The sequence below is a fragment of the Paracoccaceae bacterium genome, from assembly GCA_033344815.1.
Classification (GTDB): Bacteria; Pseudomonadota; Alphaproteobacteria; order Rhodobacterales; family Rhodobacteraceae; genus Roseobacter.
In genome coordinates, this window is the sequence record JAWPMR010000001.1 from 3,645,216 (window position 1) to 3,664,543 (window position 19,328).

Annotated in this window: 16 protein-coding genes; 8 read left to right on the top strand and 8 right to left on the bottom strand. The window is 59.4% G+C overall.

What is annotated here, in order from left to right; translation table 11 throughout:
* Positions 1 to 214: 214 nt before the first annotated feature.
* Complete coding sequence (locus R8G34_16930) at positions 215 to 985, bottom strand: FCD domain-containing protein (GenBank protein MDW3224536.1); 771 nt, start codon at positions 983 to 985, stop codon at positions 215 to 217.
* A gap of 352 nt (positions 986 to 1,337) precedes the next feature.
* Between R8G34_16930 and smc the strand changes: the two genes are divergently transcribed.
* On the top strand, positions 1,338 to 4,793 hold the full coding sequence (gene smc / locus R8G34_16935) for a chromosome segregation protein SMC (GenBank protein MDW3224537.1): 3,456 nt from the start codon (positions 1,338 to 1,340) through the stop codon (positions 4,791 to 4,793).
* Positions 4,794 to 4,882: 89 nt separating this feature from the next.
* On the top strand, positions 4,883 to 5,251 hold the full coding sequence (locus R8G34_16940; protein ID MDW3224538.1) for a hypothetical protein: 369 nt from the start codon (positions 4,883 to 4,885) through the stop codon (positions 5,249 to 5,251).
* Between the two features lie 112 nt (positions 5,252 to 5,363).
* On the opposite strand, the gene R8G34_16945 is transcribed toward R8G34_16940, so the two are convergent.
* Genes R8G34_16945 through R8G34_16955 form a run of 3 tightly spaced genes read right to left on the bottom strand, consistent with a single transcriptional unit; the run spans position 5,364 to position 8,408 of the window.
* The gene (locus R8G34_16945; GenBank protein MDW3224539.1) at positions 5,364 to 6,527 is read right to left on the bottom strand and encodes a lytic murein transglycosylase; all 1,164 of its coding nucleotides are present in this window, start codon (positions 6,525 to 6,527) and stop codon (positions 5,364 to 5,366) included.
* Positions 6,528 to 6,549: 22 nt separating this feature from the next.
* Positions 6,550 to 7,455 (bottom strand): adenosylcobinamide-phosphate synthase CbiB, encoded by a 906-nt coding sequence (gene cbiB / locus R8G34_16950; GenBank protein MDW3224540.1) that lies wholly within the window; start codon positions 7,453 to 7,455, stop codon positions 6,550 to 6,552.
* Positions 7,452 to 8,408, bottom strand: coding sequence for a threonine-phosphate decarboxylase (locus R8G34_16955; GenBank protein ID MDW3224541.1), 957 nt, complete (start codon positions 8,406 to 8,408; stop codon positions 7,452 to 7,454). Before R8G34_16955 ends, cbiB begins: the two co-directional genes overlap by 4 nt.
* Positions 8,409 to 8,598: 190 nt before the next feature.
* Between R8G34_16955 and R8G34_16960 the strand changes: the two genes are divergently transcribed.
* The gene (locus R8G34_16960; GenBank protein MDW3224542.1) at positions 8,599 to 8,988 is read left to right on the top strand and encodes a response regulator; all 390 of its coding nucleotides are present in this window, start codon (positions 8,599 to 8,601) and stop codon (positions 8,986 to 8,988) included.
* Between the two features lie 22 nt (positions 8,989 to 9,010).
* On the opposite strand, the gene R8G34_16965 is transcribed toward R8G34_16960, so the two are convergent.
* Entirely contained in the window at positions 9,011 to 9,985 is a 975-nt protein-coding gene (locus R8G34_16965; GenBank protein MDW3224543.1) for a glutathione S-transferase family protein, read from the bottom strand.
* Between the two features lie 181 nt (positions 9,986 to 10,166).
* Here R8G34_16965 and R8G34_16970 point away from each other — a divergent pair, with 181 nt between their 5' ends.
* Complete coding sequence (locus tag R8G34_16970) at positions 10,167 to 10,517, top strand: hypothetical protein (protein ID MDW3224544.1); 351 nt, start codon at positions 10,167 to 10,169, stop codon at positions 10,515 to 10,517.
* Positions 10,518 to 10,520: 3 nt separating this feature from the next.
* Here R8G34_16970 and R8G34_16975 read toward each other — a convergent pair whose 3' ends face one another.
* Positions 10,521 to 11,714 carry a MalY/PatB family protein gene (locus R8G34_16975; protein MDW3224545.1) on the bottom strand — a complete coding sequence of 398 codons (1,194 nt, stop codon included), beginning with the start codon at positions 11,712 to 11,714 and terminating at the stop codon, positions 10,521 to 10,523.
* 99 nt (positions 11,715 to 11,813) lie between these two features.
* Here R8G34_16975 and def (R8G34_16980) point away from each other — a divergent pair, with 99 nt between their 5' ends.
* The 4 genes from def (R8G34_16980) (at position 11,814) to fmt (ending at position 14,329) form a co-directional block, all read left to right on the top strand.
* On the top strand, positions 11,814 to 12,332 hold the full coding sequence (gene def / locus R8G34_16980; protein ID MDW3224546.1) for a peptide deformylase: 519 nt from the start codon (positions 11,814 to 11,816) through the stop codon (positions 12,330 to 12,332).
* The gene (def, locus tag R8G34_16985; GenBank protein MDW3224547.1) at positions 12,329 to 12,832 is read left to right on the top strand and encodes a peptide deformylase; all 504 of its coding nucleotides are present in this window, start codon (positions 12,329 to 12,331) and stop codon (positions 12,830 to 12,832) included. Before def (R8G34_16980) ends, def (R8G34_16985) begins: the two co-directional genes overlap by 4 nt.
* The gene (gene def, locus R8G34_16990) at positions 12,829 to 13,326 is read left to right on the top strand and encodes a peptide deformylase (protein MDW3224548.1); all 498 of its coding nucleotides are present in this window, start codon (positions 12,829 to 12,831) and stop codon (positions 13,324 to 13,326) included. The genes def (R8G34_16985) and def (R8G34_16990) overlap by 4 nt, the downstream gene beginning before the upstream one ends.
* Before the next feature lie 94 nt (positions 13,327 to 13,420).
* Entirely contained in the window at positions 13,421 to 14,329 is a 909-nt protein-coding gene (gene fmt, locus R8G34_16995; protein MDW3224549.1) for a methionyl-tRNA formyltransferase, read from the top strand.
* Between the two features lie 245 nt (positions 14,330 to 14,574).
* Here the strand turns inward: fmt and R8G34_17000 are convergent, their stop codons facing one another.
* Complete coding sequence (locus tag R8G34_17000) at positions 14,575 to 17,739, bottom strand: efflux RND transporter permease subunit (GenBank protein ID MDW3224550.1); 3,165 nt, start codon at positions 17,737 to 17,739, stop codon at positions 14,575 to 14,577.
* A gap of 9 nt (positions 17,740 to 17,748) precedes the next feature.
* The gene (locus R8G34_17005) at positions 17,749 to 18,870 is read right to left on the bottom strand and encodes an efflux RND transporter periplasmic adaptor subunit (GenBank protein ID MDW3224551.1); all 1,122 of its coding nucleotides are present in this window, start codon (positions 18,868 to 18,870) and stop codon (positions 17,749 to 17,751) included.
* Between the last annotated feature and the right edge of the window lie 458 nt (positions 18,871 to 19,328).

A 19,328-nucleotide genomic window follows, 5' to 3' on the forward strand; every position in this document is an offset into this window, starting at 1 on the left:
GCGCGTGTGTCAGGGCGGGAAACGCGCAAGATTATCAGGTACATTCGGTCTTGCACGGAACCGGTGCGCGCAGTCTGGATCCGCCCGGCCCGCGGCTTTTCAGGCCGCTCCGATTAAGCAGCTTCGGCATATGTGCTGACCTTCAGGGCCACCAGTGGATTGCGCCCGTTTGCATCAGGTATCGCGTCAGAGAACGGGCAGCCTTGCGGTGACCTCAGTGCCGCTCCATTTCATGATCCAACCTTTGTTGCGCCACGGCTTCGTTCTGGTCTGCCTTGATCTGATCGCGCAGGCAAATCTCGACATAGTTCAAGTGTTCCTGCACCGCAGCGCGCGAGCGTTCGGGATTGCGTTGCTGTAGCGCCTCGTTGATTGCACGGTGCTGATCCAGCAACATCCCCCGCGTGGCGCGTTGTTTGAACATGATCTGACGGTTGTAAAAAACCCCTTCGCGCAGCAATTGGTACATGGAACGCATCATATGCAGCATGACCACATTGTGGCTGGCTTCGATGATCGCCATGTGGAACTGCGCGTCCAACTGTGCTTCCTCCTCGGGATTTCGTTTGGAATGGGCCGCTTCCATCTTGTCAAAAACCGTCTGCACCACGCGCAGGTCTGTGTCCGAGCCCAACCGGGCGGCGCGCTCTGCGGCGAGGCTTTCCAGATCACGGCGAAACGACAAATAATCAAATACCGCCTCATCATGGCGCGAAAACAGCTGCACCAGCGCAGGCGCAAAGGCAGACCCCAAAACGTCAGCGACGAATACACCGGCCCCGGCGCGCGTGCTCAGGAGGCCCTGTTCCTGCAGGGTGCCGATGGCGTCGCGCAGGCTGGGCCGTGACACGTTCAGCCGTTCAGCCAGTTCACGCTCGGCTGGCAGCCGTTCGCCGGGGCGCAACACACCGCGCAGGATCAGTTGTTCGATCTGATGGACAACTGCCGTGGACAGCTTTTCCAGATGCACAGGTCGGAAGGGCATGATATCTCCTTATTGGTCAACTAATATGACCACATGCGGGCCCGGTAAACCGTTTTTATGGGTGGACTGCATCTCGAAACCTATGCGCTCTGAGCGAGTAGGGTGCTCTGAGGGGCGCATTTGACACACAGAACGTTCAACATCTGCTCGCTGTACCAAAGAGGGCAATGGCGGCTCGTGACGGGACAGGCCACGCTTTGCACAGGCTCTTGTTTCATGCGATGGCATCGAATATTCGTCAATATCTTGTGGATAACTGGCAAACTCACGCAGGTTGTGGGGTCTGCGTGTTGACATGAACCCTCATGGACCCGCAGGCTGTCCCACCTAAGGAATCATTGGAAAACTGGCTTTGCGCTTTTCAAAACTCAGACTGACCGGCTTTAAAAGCTTCGTGGATCCCACGGATCTGATCATTGCGGACGGGTTGACGGGCGTTGTGGGCCCCAATGGCTGCGGCAAGTCCAATCTGCTGGAAGCGTTGCGCTGGGTGATGGGCGAAAACCGTCCCACAGCCATGCGTGGCGGCGGCATGGAAGATGTGATTTTCGCCGGGGCGGCCACCCGACCGGCGCGCAATTTTGCCGAAGTGGCCCTGCATCTGGATAATTCCGAACGGCTGGCCCCGGCGGGGTTCAATGATCATGATCAACTCGACATCGTGCGCCGCATCACCCGCGATGTGGGCAGCGCCTATAAGGTCGGGGCCAAGGATGTGCGGGCGCGAGATGTGCAGATGCTCTTTGCCGATGCCTCTACCGGGGCGCATAGCCCGGCGCTTGTGCGACAGGGTCAGATTGCGGAGCTGATCAACGCAAAACCCAAAAATCGCCGCCGTATTCTGGAAGAAGCGGCCGGGATCAGCGGGCTGTATCAGCGACGCCATGAGGCGGAATTGAAGCTGAAGGGCGCGGAGACCAATCTGGCCCGCGTGGATGATGTCATCGAACAACTGGCCAATCAGCTGGCGCAATTGGCGCGTCAGGCGCGGCAGGCTGCACGATACCGCGAGATCGGCAACGACCTGCGCCGCGCTGAGGGCATTTTGCTGTACCGACGCTGGCGTGAGGCGGATGAGGCGCGGGCTGGCGCCGAGGAGAGCCTGCGCGCCCGCGTGACGGAGGCCGCACAGTCTGAAACTGCTGTGCGTCAGGTCGCCAAACAGCGGGAAACCGCAGAAGAAGCTCTACCGGCGATGCGGGAAGAAGAGGCCATTGCCGCGGCGGTTTTGCAGCGCCTGTCGGTGGAGCGCGATGCGTTGGATGATCAGGAGGCGCGTGCGCAATCCCTGATCGAAACCCTGAGCGGGCGGATCGCGCAATTGGCGCGTGATATCGAGCGAGAGGGCGGGTTGAACCGCGATGCAGGGGAAACGATCGAGCGTCTGGAGTGGGAGGCGCAAGAGCTTGCCAAAGCGGCTGAGGGCCATGAGGCCAAGCTGGCAGAGGCCGCTGAGGCCGCACGGGAAGCCGCCGCCATTTTGCAGACGCGCGAAGGCGAAATGTCCCAGCAGACCGAGGATATGGCGCGTCTGTCTGCACGCCATGGCTCTGCACAGCGCTTGTTGGAAGACAGCCGCAAGACACAAGCCAAGGCCGAAGCGGATGCGGGCCAGGCCCGCGCAGCTGTGAGCGAAAGTCAGGCGGCCCTGAGTAAGGCGGCACTGGATTTTTCGGCCGCTGAGCGCGAAGAAACAGCCGCGACGCAGGCCTCCGAGGAAGCCGAAGCGGCGCTGTTGGCCGCAGATGAGGCGCGTGCCGAGGCACAAGCGCGCGAGGCAGATGCAAGGGCGCATCGCTCCGAGGCGGAGGGCGAGATGAACGCGCTGCGCGCGGAGGCCGGGGCCCTGGCCAAACTGGTGGATCGCGATACCGCCGAGGGCGGTCAGGTCTTGGATCAATTGCAGGTGAAAACCGGCTATGAAAAGGCGCTGGGGGCCGCGTTGGCGGATGACTTGCGCGCACCGGAGGTAGGTACGGATGGACCTTCGGGCTGGGCGGCTTTGCCTGCCTATAAAGCGCATCAGGCCCTGCCGGCAGGGGTGCAGCCGTTGTCGTTATTCGTGGAGGTGCCGGACGTTTTGCAACGCCGGATCGGTCAGATCGGCCTGGTTGATGCAGATGCGGGACCGGGCTTGCAAGCGGCCTTGCAACCGGGTCAGCGCCTGGTCTCTGCGGAAGGCGATCTGTGGCGGTGGGACGGGTTTCGCGCCTGGGCCGAGGATGCGCCGTCGGCGGCGGCCTTGCGCTTGCAGCAGCTGAACCGCCTCGAAGAGTTGAAACAATCCCTTGAGCAAGCCACGCAGCGCGCCGAAGGGGCCAAGGCCGCGCATGATCATCTTGGGGCACAACTGGCGGAGTTGACGCGTGCAGATGCGGCGGCGCGTGAGGCACGACGTGGGGCGGATCGTCTGGTGGCGGATGCCGGACGGCGTCTGAGCCGCGCAGAGGCGGATCGCAATCTGGCGGAGGGCCGTTTGGAGTCCCTGGGGCTGGCGGTCACGCGACACGAAGAAGAGGCCATGGGCGCCCGCACGCGGTTGTTGGAAGCCGAGCGCGCGCTGGAAGAATTGGGCGATTTGAGTGACGCGCGCGCCATGGTGGAGGCCGTGCGCATGGCCGTTGAGGCTGCACGCATCACCATGATGTCGCGCCGCTCGGGTCATGATGAACTGCGCCGCGAAGGCGAAGCACGCACCAAGCGCAGTCAGGAAGTGACCAAAGAAGTCAGTGGCTGGCGGCACCGGCTGGAAACGGCCGAGAAACGCAGTGCCGAACTGGTGGAGCGCAAGACAACTGCAGAGGCAGAGCTGGAAGATGCCAGCGCCGCTCCAGAGGAAATTGCCGCCAAGCGCGCGGAAATGAGCAACGCGATCACCGTTGCCGAGGCGCGAAAAGCGCAGAGTTCGGATGCCTTGTCGGTCGGGGAGGCAACGCTGCGCGAGGCGGCTTTGGCGGAACGGGAGGCTGAACGCGTGGCCTCAGAGGCACGGGAAGCGCGTGCGCGGGCAGAGGCCCTGAGTGATGCGGCGCGTGAAACCGTGGCGCAGGCCGCCGAGCGGATTGCCGATGAAAGCCAGATGACGCCCAGCCAGCTTTTGGGTCAGTTGGATGTCACGCCGGATCAGATGCCTGGCGCGGAGGCCTTGGAGACCGATGTGAACCGGTTGAAACGGCAACGCGATGCCCTGGGCGCGGTGAACCTGCGTGCCGAAGAGGACGCGCGTGAGGTTCAGGTGGAATATGACACTTTGACCGGGGAAAAGGTGGACCTCGAAGAGGCGATCAAGACCCTGCGGGGCGGGATTTCCAGTCTGAACCGGGAAGGGCGCGAGCGGCTTTTGACCGCATTTGAGCAGGTGAATTCCAATTTTTCGATGCTGTTCACACATCTGTTTGGCGGCGGTGAGGCCAATCTGGTCATGGTGGAGAGCGATGATCCACTCGAAGCCGGCCTTGAGATCATGTGTCAGCCGCCCGGCAAGAAACTGTCGACGCTGAGCCTGTTGTCCGGCGGGGAGCAGACCTTGACCGCGATGGCGCTGATTTTTGCAGTGTTCCTCGCCAATCCTGCGCCGATCTGCGTGCTGGATGAGGTGGACGCGCCGCTGGATGATGCGAATGTAACGCGGTTCTGCGATCTCTTGGATGAAATGTGCCGCCAGACGGAAACGCGTTTTTTGATCATCACACACCATGCTGTGACCATGGCGCGGATGGATCGATTGTTTGGGGTCACAATGGCCGAGCAGGGCGTCAGCCAGTTGGTTTCGGTGGACCTGAAGAAGGCGGAAACGCTGGTGGCGTAAGGGAGCGGTGGCCTGAAAGCCCACCTTACGGCGCTTGGGATCACCGGATCGTGTTCACGCGGGCCGGATTTCCTGTCTATGCTTGCGGCATGATCAGATGTCTTTTGGGAACTTTTCTGTTGGCCTTGCCAGTGTCAGCGAGCGCGCAGGACTGGGCGTTGCGCGGGGATGACCGGGCTTTGAGCCATGCGGAGGTGGTGGCGCTGACCGATGGTCAAACGCTTGTGTTTTATGACGACGGCGCGTCGCAGTTTTCAGAGGGTGGCGCCTATTCTTATACCTATGCTGGCGGTGGTACGGCGTTTGGGGTCTACACAATTGGCCCGGACGGGACGGTCTGTATCGCTTATCGTAATGGGTTTGAGCGATGTGATCGCTATGTCCAGAGTGGCGCGCGCATTGTCATGTTGACGCAAAAGGGAGAGCGGTTTCCGCTACGACCTCCTGCGGTTGAGTAAAAAAAGACCCCGCATCGCCTCGGCGCGCAGGGTCCAGTAATGAAAACCTGAATGTATGTTTCACCAGAGAAATTATATTTATGGCGGTAAAAAAAGGTTAACAGCTCGGGCGTCAGAGTCGTGACAGCAGGGTCGGTGTTGGCCATGCGTCCGCGGGCAGGCCCAAACGTTTTTGTTCGGCTTGAACCGCAGCGCGGGTGCGTGCGCCCAGGATGCCGTCGACCTTGCCCACGTTGTGGCCTCGCGCCTGCAGTTTGCGTTGCAGTTCCTTGGTTTGTGCGCCGGACAGTCCAGTATCGGGATTGCCTTGGGTGTAGGCTGGCGCGCCTTCGAGCCGCGTGGCAAAATAGGCGGCGGTCATCACATAGGTAAAGCTTTGATTCCATTCGAAATAGACGTTGAAGTTCGGATAGGCAAGGAAAGCCGGTCCCTTGTGTCCTTGCGGCAGGATCAAGGCGGCAGTGAGATTGTTTGCAAGTGATCCATGGCGCGCTTTGACGCCCATTGCCGCCCATTCCCGGACCGGTTTGACCACCTTCAATCCGCTTTGGGACCAGTCAAAATTGCTCGGGACGGCTACTTCGTGGATCCAGGGTTGCCCGGCGCGCCAACCGAGACTCTGAAGCATGGAGCCTCCCGACATCAGCGCATCGGTCGCGGAGGTTTTTAACGAAACCTTACCATCGCCATCCCCGTCAACGCCATTTTCGATGATGTCGCGGGGCAGCATTTGCACCATGCCGATCTCGCCCGCCCATGCGCCTGTTGTGGTGCGCGGGTCAAACGCGCCGCTTTCATAGAGTTCAAGGGCGGCAAAGACTTGCGGGCGAAACAGATTTGGGCGACGGCAATCGTGGGACAGGGTCACCAGCGCATTGGCGGTATTGAAATCGCCCTGAAACCCGCCGTAATCGGTCTCAAACGCCCAGAAAGCCAGCAGCACCCCCCGGCTTACCCCATATCGCCGTTCGATCTGATCAAAAACGGCGTCGTATTTCTTGGCGTTGCTTTGGCCCCGTTTCACCCGGTCAGCGGAGATCAGGCGCTGCGAGAAATCCAGAAAAGGGCGTTGAAAGACGCCCTGGGCGCGGTCGGCTTTGATGACGCTGGGGTCTTGTCGGACGCTGGCGAAAAACTGATCCACATTTGTGCGATTGTGGCCCTTGGAGACAGCTTCCGCTTTGAGACCGTTGACGAAGTCGGAGAAAGATCCGCCGCAGGCGTTGGCCGCAAAGGGTAGGGTGGCCAGACAAAGGGCCAGCAGGGACAGTCGCATCAAAAAACCTCCAGAAGTCGAATCACACAAACATGACTAACACGCAGAGAGTTAAAAACCCGGCCCACGCGCGCCACAGCATCGCGATACTGGCGTCGATGTCCACAGGTGTCAAAACGCGCCGTCCGTCCGCGTTCACCCAAGGGAAGTCGCGCATTTGCCCCTCATAGGCGCGTGGGCCCGACAGCGAGATGCCAAGGGCGCGCGACATCGCGGCTTCGGGCCAGCCGGCGTTGGGGGACCGGTGCAAAGCTGCATCCGCGCGGATGCCACCCACATCATAGCACCGCGCGGGCAGGGCGATCAGCACGGCGGTCAGGCGGGCGGGGATGAGGTTCAGCAGATCATCCAGACGCGCGGCGGCCCAGCCGAAGTCTTTATGACGCGGGGTGCGGTACCCGATCATGCTGTCTGCGGTGTTGATGAGTTTATAGATTATCAGCCCCGGCAGACCCGCCACCAGAAACCAGAGGGCGGGGGCGATCACCCCGTCGGAAAGGTTTTCTGCGCCGCTTTCGATGGCGGAGCGGGCAATTTGCGTTTCGTCCATGGCGTTGGTGTCGCGACTGACGATGCGTGCGACCCCGCGGCGGCCTTCCTGAACGGACATGCGCAACCCGTCGCCCACAAGGCGCACATGATCCACGAGAGAGCGCTGCGCCAGGAGGATCGCCGTGACGAGGATTTCAACTAACGGGCCGAAAGCTTGCAACAGGAACCCCGTAAGACCCCCGACACAGATCAGAACGACAACGCAGGCGATGCCTTTCGCCCTGCGCCCTGCGCCCTGATTAAAGCGCGCGTCCAGACGCCCGATGAGTTTGCCCATCAGGACAGCGGGATGGGGAAAGCGATCCCATAACCACTTGGGCTCCCCCAATGCGGCGTCCAGCAGCATTGCAACAATGAGCACCACTGCGTTGCTCATGCCAGGGCGGCTTTGAGCCGGGGCCAGTGCAGGGTATGGGGCAGGCCAAGGCGCAGCCAGCCGGGCGCATAAGGAAAAGTGCGGCTCCAGATATGGTGATGCGCCAGTCTGGTTTGCCAGGCTTCGGCATCATCTACGTCATAGAGGCGAAAGAGTGTGGTGCCGCCAAGCACCCTGGCCCCGGCGATCTGCATCAGCGCATCCAGTTGTGCGGCGTCCTCTGAAAGGCGTTGCCGTGTCGCCGTTGCCCAGCGGAGATCACGCAACGCCTGGGCGCCGATGTGCAGGGCCGGTCCGGACACCGCCCAGGGGCCCAATCTGTCGCCCAGCTCTTGGATGAGCGTTGCATCGCCGATAAGAAATCCCAGCCGCAGACCGGCCAAGCCCCAGAATTTGCCAAAGCTTTTGAGAATTACGGTGCCCGGCCTGTCCGCCAAAGCAATCAGGGACAGGGCGGGGTCCACATCGCAGAAGCTTTCATCAATGATCGTGAGGGTGGCATCCTTGCAGGGCAGGGTATCGCGCGTCCACAACCGCCCGTCTGGATTATTGGGGTGCACGATCACCTGCGCCTTGGCGGTATCGGCATCGGTGATCGACCATCCTTGCGCCGCAAAGGCCGCTGCATGTTCATTATAAGTAGGGGCGGGAATGCAGACAGGGCCTTTTGAGACCAGCTGGGGGAGCTGCGCAATCAGGGCGGAGGCCCCGGAGGCGGCGATCACACCCGCCTCGTCGGGGATGTTCCAGAACGCGCGTGCGGCCGCCATCAGGTCGGACATCGCCTTTTTATCGGGCAAAGCGATCCATGCGTCCGGCGGCAGAGGCGCGCGCGGGTAGGGATGCGGGTTTATCCCGGTGGAAAGATCAATCCAGGTGAGTCGCGTTCCGCCAAACCGGGCAATGGCTGCATCCAACCCGCCCCCGTGGTCCCGTTGCTTTGCGTTAAACAATCTTTGCTCTCATTCCCCATTGTGGCGCAAAACCGCGCTTTTCCCCCGCGCACAAAGCGAAAAACTGCCGGTTGTTCAAGTCTGTTATCAAATGATAAAGATGTCGTAGGAACCTTAATCGTTTGTTAATCTTTAGAGCACACCACAGAGGTGCGGTGCAAAATTCAACTAGTGCTAGAATGGAGGGCAGATGAAGGTTCTAATCGTAGAGAGCCAAAAAGATCTGGCTATTATTTGGCAGAGGCATCTGGAGCGTATGGGCATGAGTGTCCAGCGCGCGTCAGGTCAATCAGACGCAATCGCGCATCTTCGTGAGCATCACACGGATGTTATCATTATGGATCTGGTGTTGGGGGACGGATCGGCGTTGGCCGTGGCGGATTACGCCAGCTACCGCCTGCCCAACGCACAGGTTATATTTGTAACTAATACGTCGTTCTTTTCGGACGGGTCGATTTTCCGACATGCCACAAATGCCTGTGCATTTGTGCAGAGCGCAACACCGCCTGAAGATCTGGCGGCAATGGTCGAGCATTACGGTGCGGACTCCAGCGACGCAGAGGTAGCGCAAACCTACTGACAGCACGCAGGGCCGGACGGCGTCAGCCGCGGCCGTGTGCCACGCCAAAATCAAGCTGCGGCCCAACCGGAATAATTCGGTTGGGATTTATGCTGTCGTGGCTGTAGTGGTAGTGGCGAATGATGTGCGTAAAGTTAACGGTTGCCGCCACGCCAGGCATCTGGAAAAGGTCCCGGGTGTAGGCCCACAGATTAGGAAAATCTATTAAACGCTTGCGGTTACACTTGAAATGCAGGTGATAGACCGGGTCAAACCGCACCAGCGTGGTGAACAGACGCCAATCCGCTTCGCTCAGGTGCCCCCCCATCAGATACCGGTTTTCGGACAGGTGTGTTTCAAGCCACTCAAGGGTGTCAAACAGCGGCTCAACCGCGGCGTCATAGGCATCTTGGGTGGTCGCGAAACCGCATTTGTAGACCCCGTTGTTGAGAGTGTCATATATGCGCGCGTTTATCGGTTCGATTGCGGTGCGAAGGTCTTCGGGCCAATAGTCATCGCTATTGCCTGTGATGCCATCAAAGGCTGAATTCAGCATGCGGATGATCTCGGAACTTTCGTTGGAAACGATTGTACCGCGCTGTTTGTCCCATAAGATTGGCACCGTCACACGCCCGGTAAATGTGGCATCTGCCTGTGTGTAAATATCCCGCGCAAAGGAGTGGTCATAAAGTGTGTCACCGGTGGCCCCATCGTCATCTTTTTCGAAGGTCCAACCATCTTGCAGCATGTCGGGGTGGACCGCAGAAATACTGATGTGGTCGGTCAATCCTTTCAGTGTGCGAAAGATCAAGGTGCGGTGTGCCCAGGGGCAGGCATAGCTGACATAGAGGTGGTAGCGCCCCGAATCGGCTGCAAACCCGCCCTCGCCAGACGGGCCAGAGGACCCATCAGCTGTGATCCAGTTGCGAAATTTCGCCTCTGAGCGTTTAAATTTTCCTCCTGTCGATTTCGTATCATACCATCTGTCTTGCCAGATCCCGTCGACCAAAAGTCCCATATCCGTTCCCCTTGCTGCCTTGAGCCACATCTAGGTCGCAGATTGGCAAATTGACAGGTTTCCGCGCGCGCAGGTTCTGCGCTGAGACGCACAGGTGCCGCAGTCTGACATAAAAACTTAACTTGATTTTTAGGAGATTACCGCCTCATGTGCGCTTGGGGCGATGCAGGGTAGTAACGATATGGAAGCGTTTTTTTCCAAGGAAATTCAGGATGGTCTGGACAAGGCGCGCGTTGCCTCTCTGAAACGGGCCTCGCGCTTGCGGGTTGCGGTCGGCGGCGACGTTCATCCGGTTCTGCGCCTTTGGAAATCCGGTTTTTCGATCGAGACCGAGGCACCGGACCTGCGTGGACTTGTCAATCTGTACGATGGCAGCGTGCACCTGATGCAATGCCTGATCATTGCCAGCGATGCCGCCCCGCACGAACGGCGTTATGAGTTCAAGCGCGCAACGGCTGTAGCTGACAAACCGGCGCTGGATTTTGAAGTTGCGCGCGACGCGCCCACAGGCCTGATAGAGGACCGTCGCTAAGACTCACTGCAGATCGCCAAAGGCTTTTGCCAAACGGTCGCAGGCCTCCCTGATCCGCGCACGGGGGGTGCCCAGGTTGAACCGCATGAAGCTCTCACCACCGCTGCCAAAGCTGGTGCCGTGATTGGCGGCGATCTGTGCATCGTTCTGAATGCGGCGAATGATCTCGTCTTGCGCCATGCCGGTTCCGGCGAAATCCACCCATGCCAGATAAGTGCTTTCCAGAGCCATAGAGCTCAGTCCCGGAATGGCATTGATCTGTGCGTCAAACAATTGCCGGTTGCCGTCCAGATAACCCACCAGATCATCCGTCCAGGCCGCCCCTTCCGGGGAATAAGCCGCTTTGGCCATCACCAGTCCAAATGAGTTGGCGGACATGCCGAGACCCGCCATCCGCCGCGCAAAAACCGCGCGCAAATCCGGGTCCTCAATAATGACATTGCCCGTGTGATGCCCTGCCAGATTGAAGGTCTTGCTGGTGGCCGTCATCATGATCAGTCGATCCGTGATGCCATCGATCAAAGCCATGGGGGTATGTGTATGGCCCGGCATTACCAGATCATGGTGGATTTCGTCCGACACCAGAATGAGGTCATGGCGGCGGGCAAAATCCGCAACCTGTTGCAGTTCGTCCCGGTGCCAGACGCGTCCGCCGGGATTGTGGGGTGAACACAGGATGACCATTTTTTCGGTGCCGGTCATCTGGGCGTCATAGGCGTCAAAATCCATGTGGTATTGCCCGTCTCTGGTCACCAGCGGGCATTCAACCACGTCGCGTTCGGCGGCTTTGATCACGCGGGCAAAGGCGTGATAGACGGGCGTAAACAACACAACACCATCACCGGGGGCGGTAAAGGCGTCAATGCACATGCCGGTGCCATTGACCAACCCATGGGTGTTGAAAATCCAGTTGGGTTCTATGGCCCACCCATGCCGTTCCTGCATCCACCACTGGATGGCAGCGTGATAGCTGGCCTGATTGCCATAATAGCCGTAGATCCCATGATCCAGCATGCCTTGCAGCGCGTCCTGCACGCAGCTCGGCGGGCGAAAGTCCATGTCCGCAACCCACATGGCAAGGCCGTCTTCCGGCGACACGCCATAGGCCGACTGCATGTTGTCCCATTTGCTGCAATCGGTGCCGCAGCGGTCGATGATTGTGTCAAACCGCGCGTCATGGGGGGCATCAAAGCTCATCGGTGTCTCCTTTTTCTGCGCTCTACAGTTATCGGAAATCTAGGGGGCTGCAACCCTTGCGATATTGCGAAATTGCGGGCGCTCAATTACATGCAGGTCATGAAAAGAAATATATTGTTGCACCCGGACCCGAGGCTGAAAAAACACGCCGAACCCGTTGCTGATCTGACCGATGAGTTGCGACGTTTGGCCGATGACATGCTGGAGACCATGTATGACGCGCCCGGTATTGGTCTGGCAGCGCCGCAGGTCGGTATTTTGCAAAGGCTGGTGGTTCTGGATTGCGTCAAGGTCGATGAGGGCAGTCCGCGCCCGCTGATCATGTTCAATCCCGAGATCATTGCCTCATCTGAGGAGACAAACGTTTACGAAGAAGGCTGTTTGTCGATCCCGGAACAATTTGCCGATGTAACGCGGCCCTCCGAGGTGCAAGTCCGCTGGATTGACCGGGATGGCAACGAACAGAATGAGGTTTTTGACGGGCTCTGGGCCACTTGCACACAGCATGAAATAGATCATTTGGATGGCAAGCTGTTCATTGATTATCTCAAGCCCCTCAAGCGCCAGATGATCACGCGCAAGATGGTCAAACTGAAACGGGAGCGCGCCCGCGCATGAGCGTGCTCGAGATCCTGCGTTGGCCTGATCCGCGGTTAAGCACGGTTTGCGCGCCTGTAACCGGCATTGATGCCATGATCAGAACGCTGGCAGGCAATATGCTGGAGACGATGTATGCGGCCCCCGGCAGAGGTCTTGCCGGCCCGCAGGTTGGGGCCATGAGCCGCATTTTTGTGATGGATACGGATTGGAAAGAGGGCCCTTCCACCCCAATGGTTTTCATCAACCCGGTCATTGAGAGCACAAGCGACACTCTGGTGACGCAGAGCGAGGGGTGTCTGTCGATCCCCGGTATGAGCCTGCAGATCAGCCGACCCGCTGAAGTAACGATGGTCTGGACCAATCTGGAGGGCGCGCAGAAAACCCAGGAGTTTTCAGGGTTTGCCGCTGCCTGTGTGCAGCACGAATTGGATCATCTGAATGGTGTGGTGACTTTTGATCACCTGCCGCCGGACATGCGCGTGGCGCGTGAAGCTGAATATGCGGAAATTGGATCGTGAGTGTGCGCATGTGCCTGCGCTGGCCTGATCTGCGTTTGAGCAAAGAGGCCGAGGCGGTGGATGACATCACCGATGACATACGGACCATTTGGCAGGATATGGTTGACACAATGGATGCGATGCCCGGGGTGGGACTTGCGGCGCCGCAGATCGGTATTTCTATGCAGTTGGCGGTTGTGGATGCATCAGACAGGCGCGACAAACGTATTTTTCTGGCCAACCCCCGAATTCTGGAGGCCTCTTCCATTATGAACAAACATCAGGAAGCGAGCCCGAATTTGCCAGGCGTGTCGGCTTTGGTAACGCGGCCCCGCGGCGTTACCGTTCGGTTCATGGATGAGACAGGCGCTTATGTGCAACGTGATTTCGTTGGGCTTGAAGCGACCAGCGTTCAGCATCAGATCGACCACCTGCAGGGCAAAATGTACTTTGACCGGTTGAGCAAAATGAAGCGGGACATGCTTTTGCGCAAAGCGCGCAAGGCCCGTGCCTAAGGTGGCCTGAAGCCCACCCTACGGTTATTCGCATTAGGTGCTGGTAACGCGCCGTAAGGTGGGCTTCAGGCCACCGTTTGTTGGAGATTTCGCAATGCGTGTGACTTTTATGGGCACTCCTGATTTTTCAGTCCCCGTTCTAAATGCTTTGGTTGAAGCGGGGCATGAGGTTGTCTGCGTCTATTGCCAGCCACCCCGTCCTGCCGGTCGTGGAAAGAAGGAAAGACCCAGTCCGGTGCAAGCCCGCGCGGAAGAGCTCGGTCTGACGGTGCGCACGCCCAAGTCGCTCAAAGACGCCAAAGAGCAGGCAGATTTCGCCGGGCTGGACGCCGACATTGCTGTTGTGGTCGCCTACGGCTTGATCCTTCCGCAACCAGTTCTGGATGCGCCTGCGCGCGGATGCCTCAATATCCACGCGAGCCTATTGCCGCGCTGGCGGGGGGCTGCCCCCATTCATCGCGCGATTATGGCGGGCGATACCGAAACCGGTGTGTGCATCATGCAAATGGAAGCCGGTCTGGATACGGGACCCGTGTTGTCGCGCCAGAAGACGAGGATTGCGCCAGGCGACACCACGGCTTCATTGCATGACCGATTGAGCGAAATGGGGGCCACCTTGATCGTGCAGACGCTCGCCGATCTGGACGCTAAAACGGCCATACCCCAAACCGCCAACGGGGTGAGTTATGCGCAGAAAATCGACAAATCCGAGGCGCGGGTGGATTGGCATCGGTCCGCCATTGAGATTGATCGTCAGATCCGCGGTTTATCCCCCTTTCCAGGCGCGTGGACGTTGCATGGCGACACGCGTGTGAAACTTCTGGCGTCGAAACCCGCGCAAGGCAGCGGTGCGCCGGGCACCGTATTGCTTGATCCGCTGCGCGTGGCCTGTGGCGAGGGTGCTGTAGAGCTTACCCGATTGCAACGTGCCGGGAAAGGATCACAGGATGCGCAGGAATTCCTGCGGGGTTGGCCGTTGGCGCCGGGCACAAAGTTCGAATAGCAATCTGCCCGTTTTTGAAACGCGTCAGCGCCCTCGTGATCACAACATGTGCAGGTTCTGCCTCTGATCGGAACTGTTGTGCGTGCGATGGATACATCCATTGCATCGTCACCCACCTTGACGGCGACTTTCTGTTCCGTGTCATCCCGGCGGCGTTCCGGATCAGGCTCTCAAGATCGGGACACGAGGCCATCGCGGTTTCCCGACAAGTCCCAACCCCCGCCGAGGCGCTTGCCCAAACAATGCTATTGCGCCGGTGTGCTGGCCAGAATCGCGTCCTCATCCGGTTTCGGGGCGCGCACGCAGAGACGCAACAAGGGTGGCACCGTCAGAAGTGTCAGGAAGGCAGACATCGACAGACCACCAACAACCACGGCGCCCAAACCACGATAAAGCTCCGAACCCTCGCCCGGAAAGACCACCAGCGGCAGCATGCCAAAAACACTGGTCAGCGTGGACATGAAGATCGGCCGGATCCGGTTGCGGGTGGCCTCCTCGATGGCATCGACCGGCGCCATGCCTTCATCGCGCAGATGATAGAGCGTCTGGTGCACGATCAGAATTGCGTTGTTCACCACGATGCCGACAAGGATGATGAAACCGAGCAAGGTCAGCATGTCCAGTGGCTGGGATTGAAACGTGTTCAGCAACGCCAGACCGCCCACACCCCCAGCGGCGGCAACCGGCACGGAAATCAGGATCACCAGCGGCAGAATGAAGCTCTCAAACAGGATCGCCATCACCAGAAACACGATCACCAGCGCCACGGCGAGGTTGATCTGAATAGCATCCCAGGTCTGGCTCAGCTGATCGGCGGTGCCGGACACGCTGACGCGAATGCCATTTGGCAGGCCGCGTTCTTCCAGCACACTGACGACCTCGGATTCCAGCAGTTCAACAGCTGTTTCCAATGGCAATGCATCGGAGGGGCGTACTTCCAGCGTGACAGTCCGCAATCGATCGCGGTGCCGGATTTCTGTAGGCCCGGCGGTGACGATGACATCCGACAGGGCCGTGACGGGTACGATCTGCCCGCCCGGCGTCACGACCGGATAGTTGCCGATGTCCTGCGTGCGCTGCGCGGTTTGCAGGCCCGGATCCCCCTTGAGCATCAGATTGAGCCGTTCGGCACCTACGGTAATCTCGGCAACGCGCAACCCGTCATTAAAGGCATCCACCGTCAGAGCTAGATCGGAGGCGGTCAACCCTGCATCCGCCAACCGCAGCCGATTGGGCACCAGCCGCACCTCTGGCGCGCCCAGTTCAAGTCCGGGAATGGGGCGGAACTGATGGCCTTCCGAGCGTGGCAAAAGACCGGCAATAATGCCCGCGGCCTGACCCGCGACAGACAGGATTTCATCCAGATCCTGGCCAGAAATATTCAGCTCGATTGTGCGCCCACCGCCGACACCGCGTCCAAAAAGCGAAGGCTGCGTCATGAACCCGAAAGTGCCCGGTTCTGCGAATATCGGCCCCGACAGCACGGGGATCAGATCACCTGCCCGCGTCCCATCCACAGCGGCGGCGCCAACAAAACTTGCCCCCGGACGCGCCACGAAAAAGAAGTTGGCGATTGTCGGTGTGCCGTCATCCATGGCCGGTTCCGGGGCGGCTTCCCAAAGCGGGCGGGCGACACGTTCGATGCGCTCCGCAATGGTTTGTGTAGTGACCAGATTATAGCCGGGCGGCGGTATGATCAGGCCAAAGACGAGGTTCCGATTGCCTTCGGGCAGGTATTCAAGGCGCGGTAGGAAGGCGATGGCAGCAACGCCTGCGCCCCCGGCGATCATTGCCACCATCATCACGCCCACGGCCCGGAACCGCACGGTCAGGCGCACATAAGACATCACCAGCGCATGAAAACCGCGCGCCAGGTGATCCAACCCCCAGATCTTCATGGTGACCTGTTCGCCTTGTTTCAAAAGACGGCTGGCAAGGGCGGGAATGACTGTGATCGCCACCACAAGCGATAGCAAAACAGAGACTGAAATGGCCACCGCGATGTCTCGAAACAGCTGTCCGGCCTCAAGTTGCATGATCAGGATTGGCACGAACACCAGAACCGTCGTCAGCGCGGAGACAAGGATCGCGCCCCAGACCTGTTTTGCACCGAGATAGGCCGCCTCGCGCCGGGTTTTGCCCTGTTCGCGCAGTCGATAAATGTTTTCCAGCACCACAATCGCCGCGTCGACGATCATGCCGACGGCGAATGCAATTCCTGCCAGTGAAATCACATTGAGGGTCCGACCGGTGGCCGCCATGGCCACGAATGTCGCCACAATGCTGACCGGAATGGCCAGCGATACCACAAGCGTTGCCCGCGGGCTGCGCAGGAACATCAACAGGATCAGCGCGGCCAATCCCCCGCCGATCCAGATGTTTTGCGTCACCAGTTTGATCGCGCCGTTGATGTAGATGGTCTCGTCGTACACCTGCCGCATGATCAGGCCCGCGTCTGTGACAGGCCCGCCGTCAAGTTCGCTCAGAACGCTCTGAACCTCTTCCATGGTTTCAATCACATTGGCGCCGGGTTCACGCACAATATTGAAGGCCAGCCCCGGCTCGCCACGAAACCGCAGGCGCGCAGTTGGGTCTTGAAAGGCAAAGCCGACCTCTGCCACATCGCCCACCCGGACGCGACCAGACCCGCCCGCACTGAGTTCTGAGCGCAGCACGACTTCCTGAATGGCCGCCACCGTGTTGAGATTGCCTTCGGCGCGCACCACATAGCGCCGCTTGCCTTCTTCCACATCGCCGGCGGAGAGCGATATGTTTTCATTGCGCAGTGTCCGAACCACATCCGGTACGGTCAGGCCAAAGCGGGCCAATTGCCTCGGGTCCACCACGACTTGCAATTCGCGCGTGACCCCGCCGAATATGTTGACCGCAGAAACGCCCTCGACCCGTTCGATGCGGTCCTTGATGATATCCTCGACGAAATCACCATAGCTCGGCATGTCACGCGTATTGCCCTCCTGCGCTGTCAGCAGGACCCAGGCAATCGGGCTGTCATCCCCGCCGGAGGTATTAAGCGAAGGTTCACCCGCCTCATCCGGATAATCTCCGACACGGTCCAGCCGGTTGGACACCAACAAGAGCGATTGGCCCATGTCGGTACCGATCCCGAATTCCAGCGTGATTTCCGCCTCGCCGGACTGCGAGCGCGAGGTCATGACATCGAGCCCCTCCAGCCCGCGCAGAGCTTCTTCCTGCGGGTTGACGATTTCGCGTTCGATCTCGGACGGGGCGGCGCCGGGCCAATTTGTGGTGATCACAACAATTGGTTTGCGCACGTCAGGCGCCAGTTGAATGGGGATGCGAGTCACGGCAATGACGCCAAAAAGAACGGCCATGATAACTGCGGCCATCACAGCAACCGGACGGTCAATTGCAAATCGAATGAAGTCCATTATGTCCCCCTAATTGCTTGCGCCCATGGGCGCAATTTCCTGTCCGGGCCGCAGCCGTTCGTTGCCGCGCGTCACCACGGTGTCGCCTTCGCTGAGACCATTCAGAACTTCAAACCGGTCGCCAAGAGCCACGCCGATCTGAAGGGTGCGCGGTTGCGCGGCACCCTCTTCGGCGACAAAAACCATCCACCCTCCACGCGCCTGCACCAGCGCATCCTTGGGGACCGAAAGCACTTCGCGCGGGGCACTGATCGGAATGGAAACAGTGATTGATTGCCCGATCGCGATGGTTTTCAGATTGACCAGATCAGGCGATGAAAACCGCACCGGCCGCGTCCGCGTTGAGGCATCCTCCACCGGCAAAAGCACGCGTACTGTCAGGTCCAGTGCTTCGCCCACCTCGGTGATGCCGGAAACTTCCAGCCCGGGTTTGAGAACGCGGATGTATTTGGAGGGGACACTGGCCTCGATTTCAAAGGATTGTGTGTCCAGCAGGGACACCACCGGCGCACCGGAACTGATGAATTCACCGGGGTTGGTGTTCACTTCCAACACGATGCCCGAAAACGGGGCACGGATCAGCGCGCGTTCCAGTTGATACCGGGTTTCCGCCTCATTCGCCTCTGCGGTCTTTACCCGTGCGTCGGCTTCGGCCAGTTCGCCTCGCGCTTCAAAGAAGTCGCTTTGCGCTTCGTCGAACCGGCTGGTCGAAAAGGAGGTGGTGCCGCGCAGCCCTTCGACACGTGCCAAGGCTTTGGTGGAGCGATCCACACGGGATTTGGCAGTGGTGATGCCCGCGCGGGCCTCCGCCAGAAGCGCCTCGGCCTGGCGCGCCAGAATATTCAAAAGCTCCGTATCCAACTCGGCCAGAACCTCACCCTGCATGACGCTCACGCCTTCAAGGACATGTACCTTATCCACTGTGCCGGCGATGCGGCTGGCAACAGTGCCTTCACGTGACGTGACCACCTCGGCAAACAGCGGCACGGTTTCGGCGATGGTCTGAAACTCAACGGTCTCGACACCCACCGCGGCAGGGCCACGCTGCGCCATCAATGCAGACGCCGTGCAGATGGTAATCAACGACAACACAAGCGCATAGGCCGATCGCAGAACAGGAAAATTACTCATGGGACGGGCCTTTTGGAATCGTTTTTCAACTGAGATGTAGACCTAGCACATTCCGGCTGGATTCAAATCACACTTCAGTGCACAGGCGAAGATGTTTCTGTGCAAGAGTATGGAAATCAATCAGATTCTTTTACGCGCCTTTTGATCTCACCCGCAGAGCGTCGATGCCACGACCCCCGCTCATGACGGCGTTGTGATGCCCGGCCCACGCGGGGTTGGTCAAGCGTCACCTGCAATTCTCTCGCGGTCCGTCCAGCCGCACATTGCCTGACCGGTCTGCATGTCATCGCAGATGCTGGCAAGCGCGATGGTTTCAGGATCAGGGCAACCTTGTCTCGCGCTTTTCTTTGAGACGATTGCGGCAGGTCGCTGAGATTTGGGCGTATGTCTTGTGGTTCGGGTTTTCCTAAGGGGGTCCGGGGGTGACATGTGCGTTACATGTGAGGAAACGCGCTCAA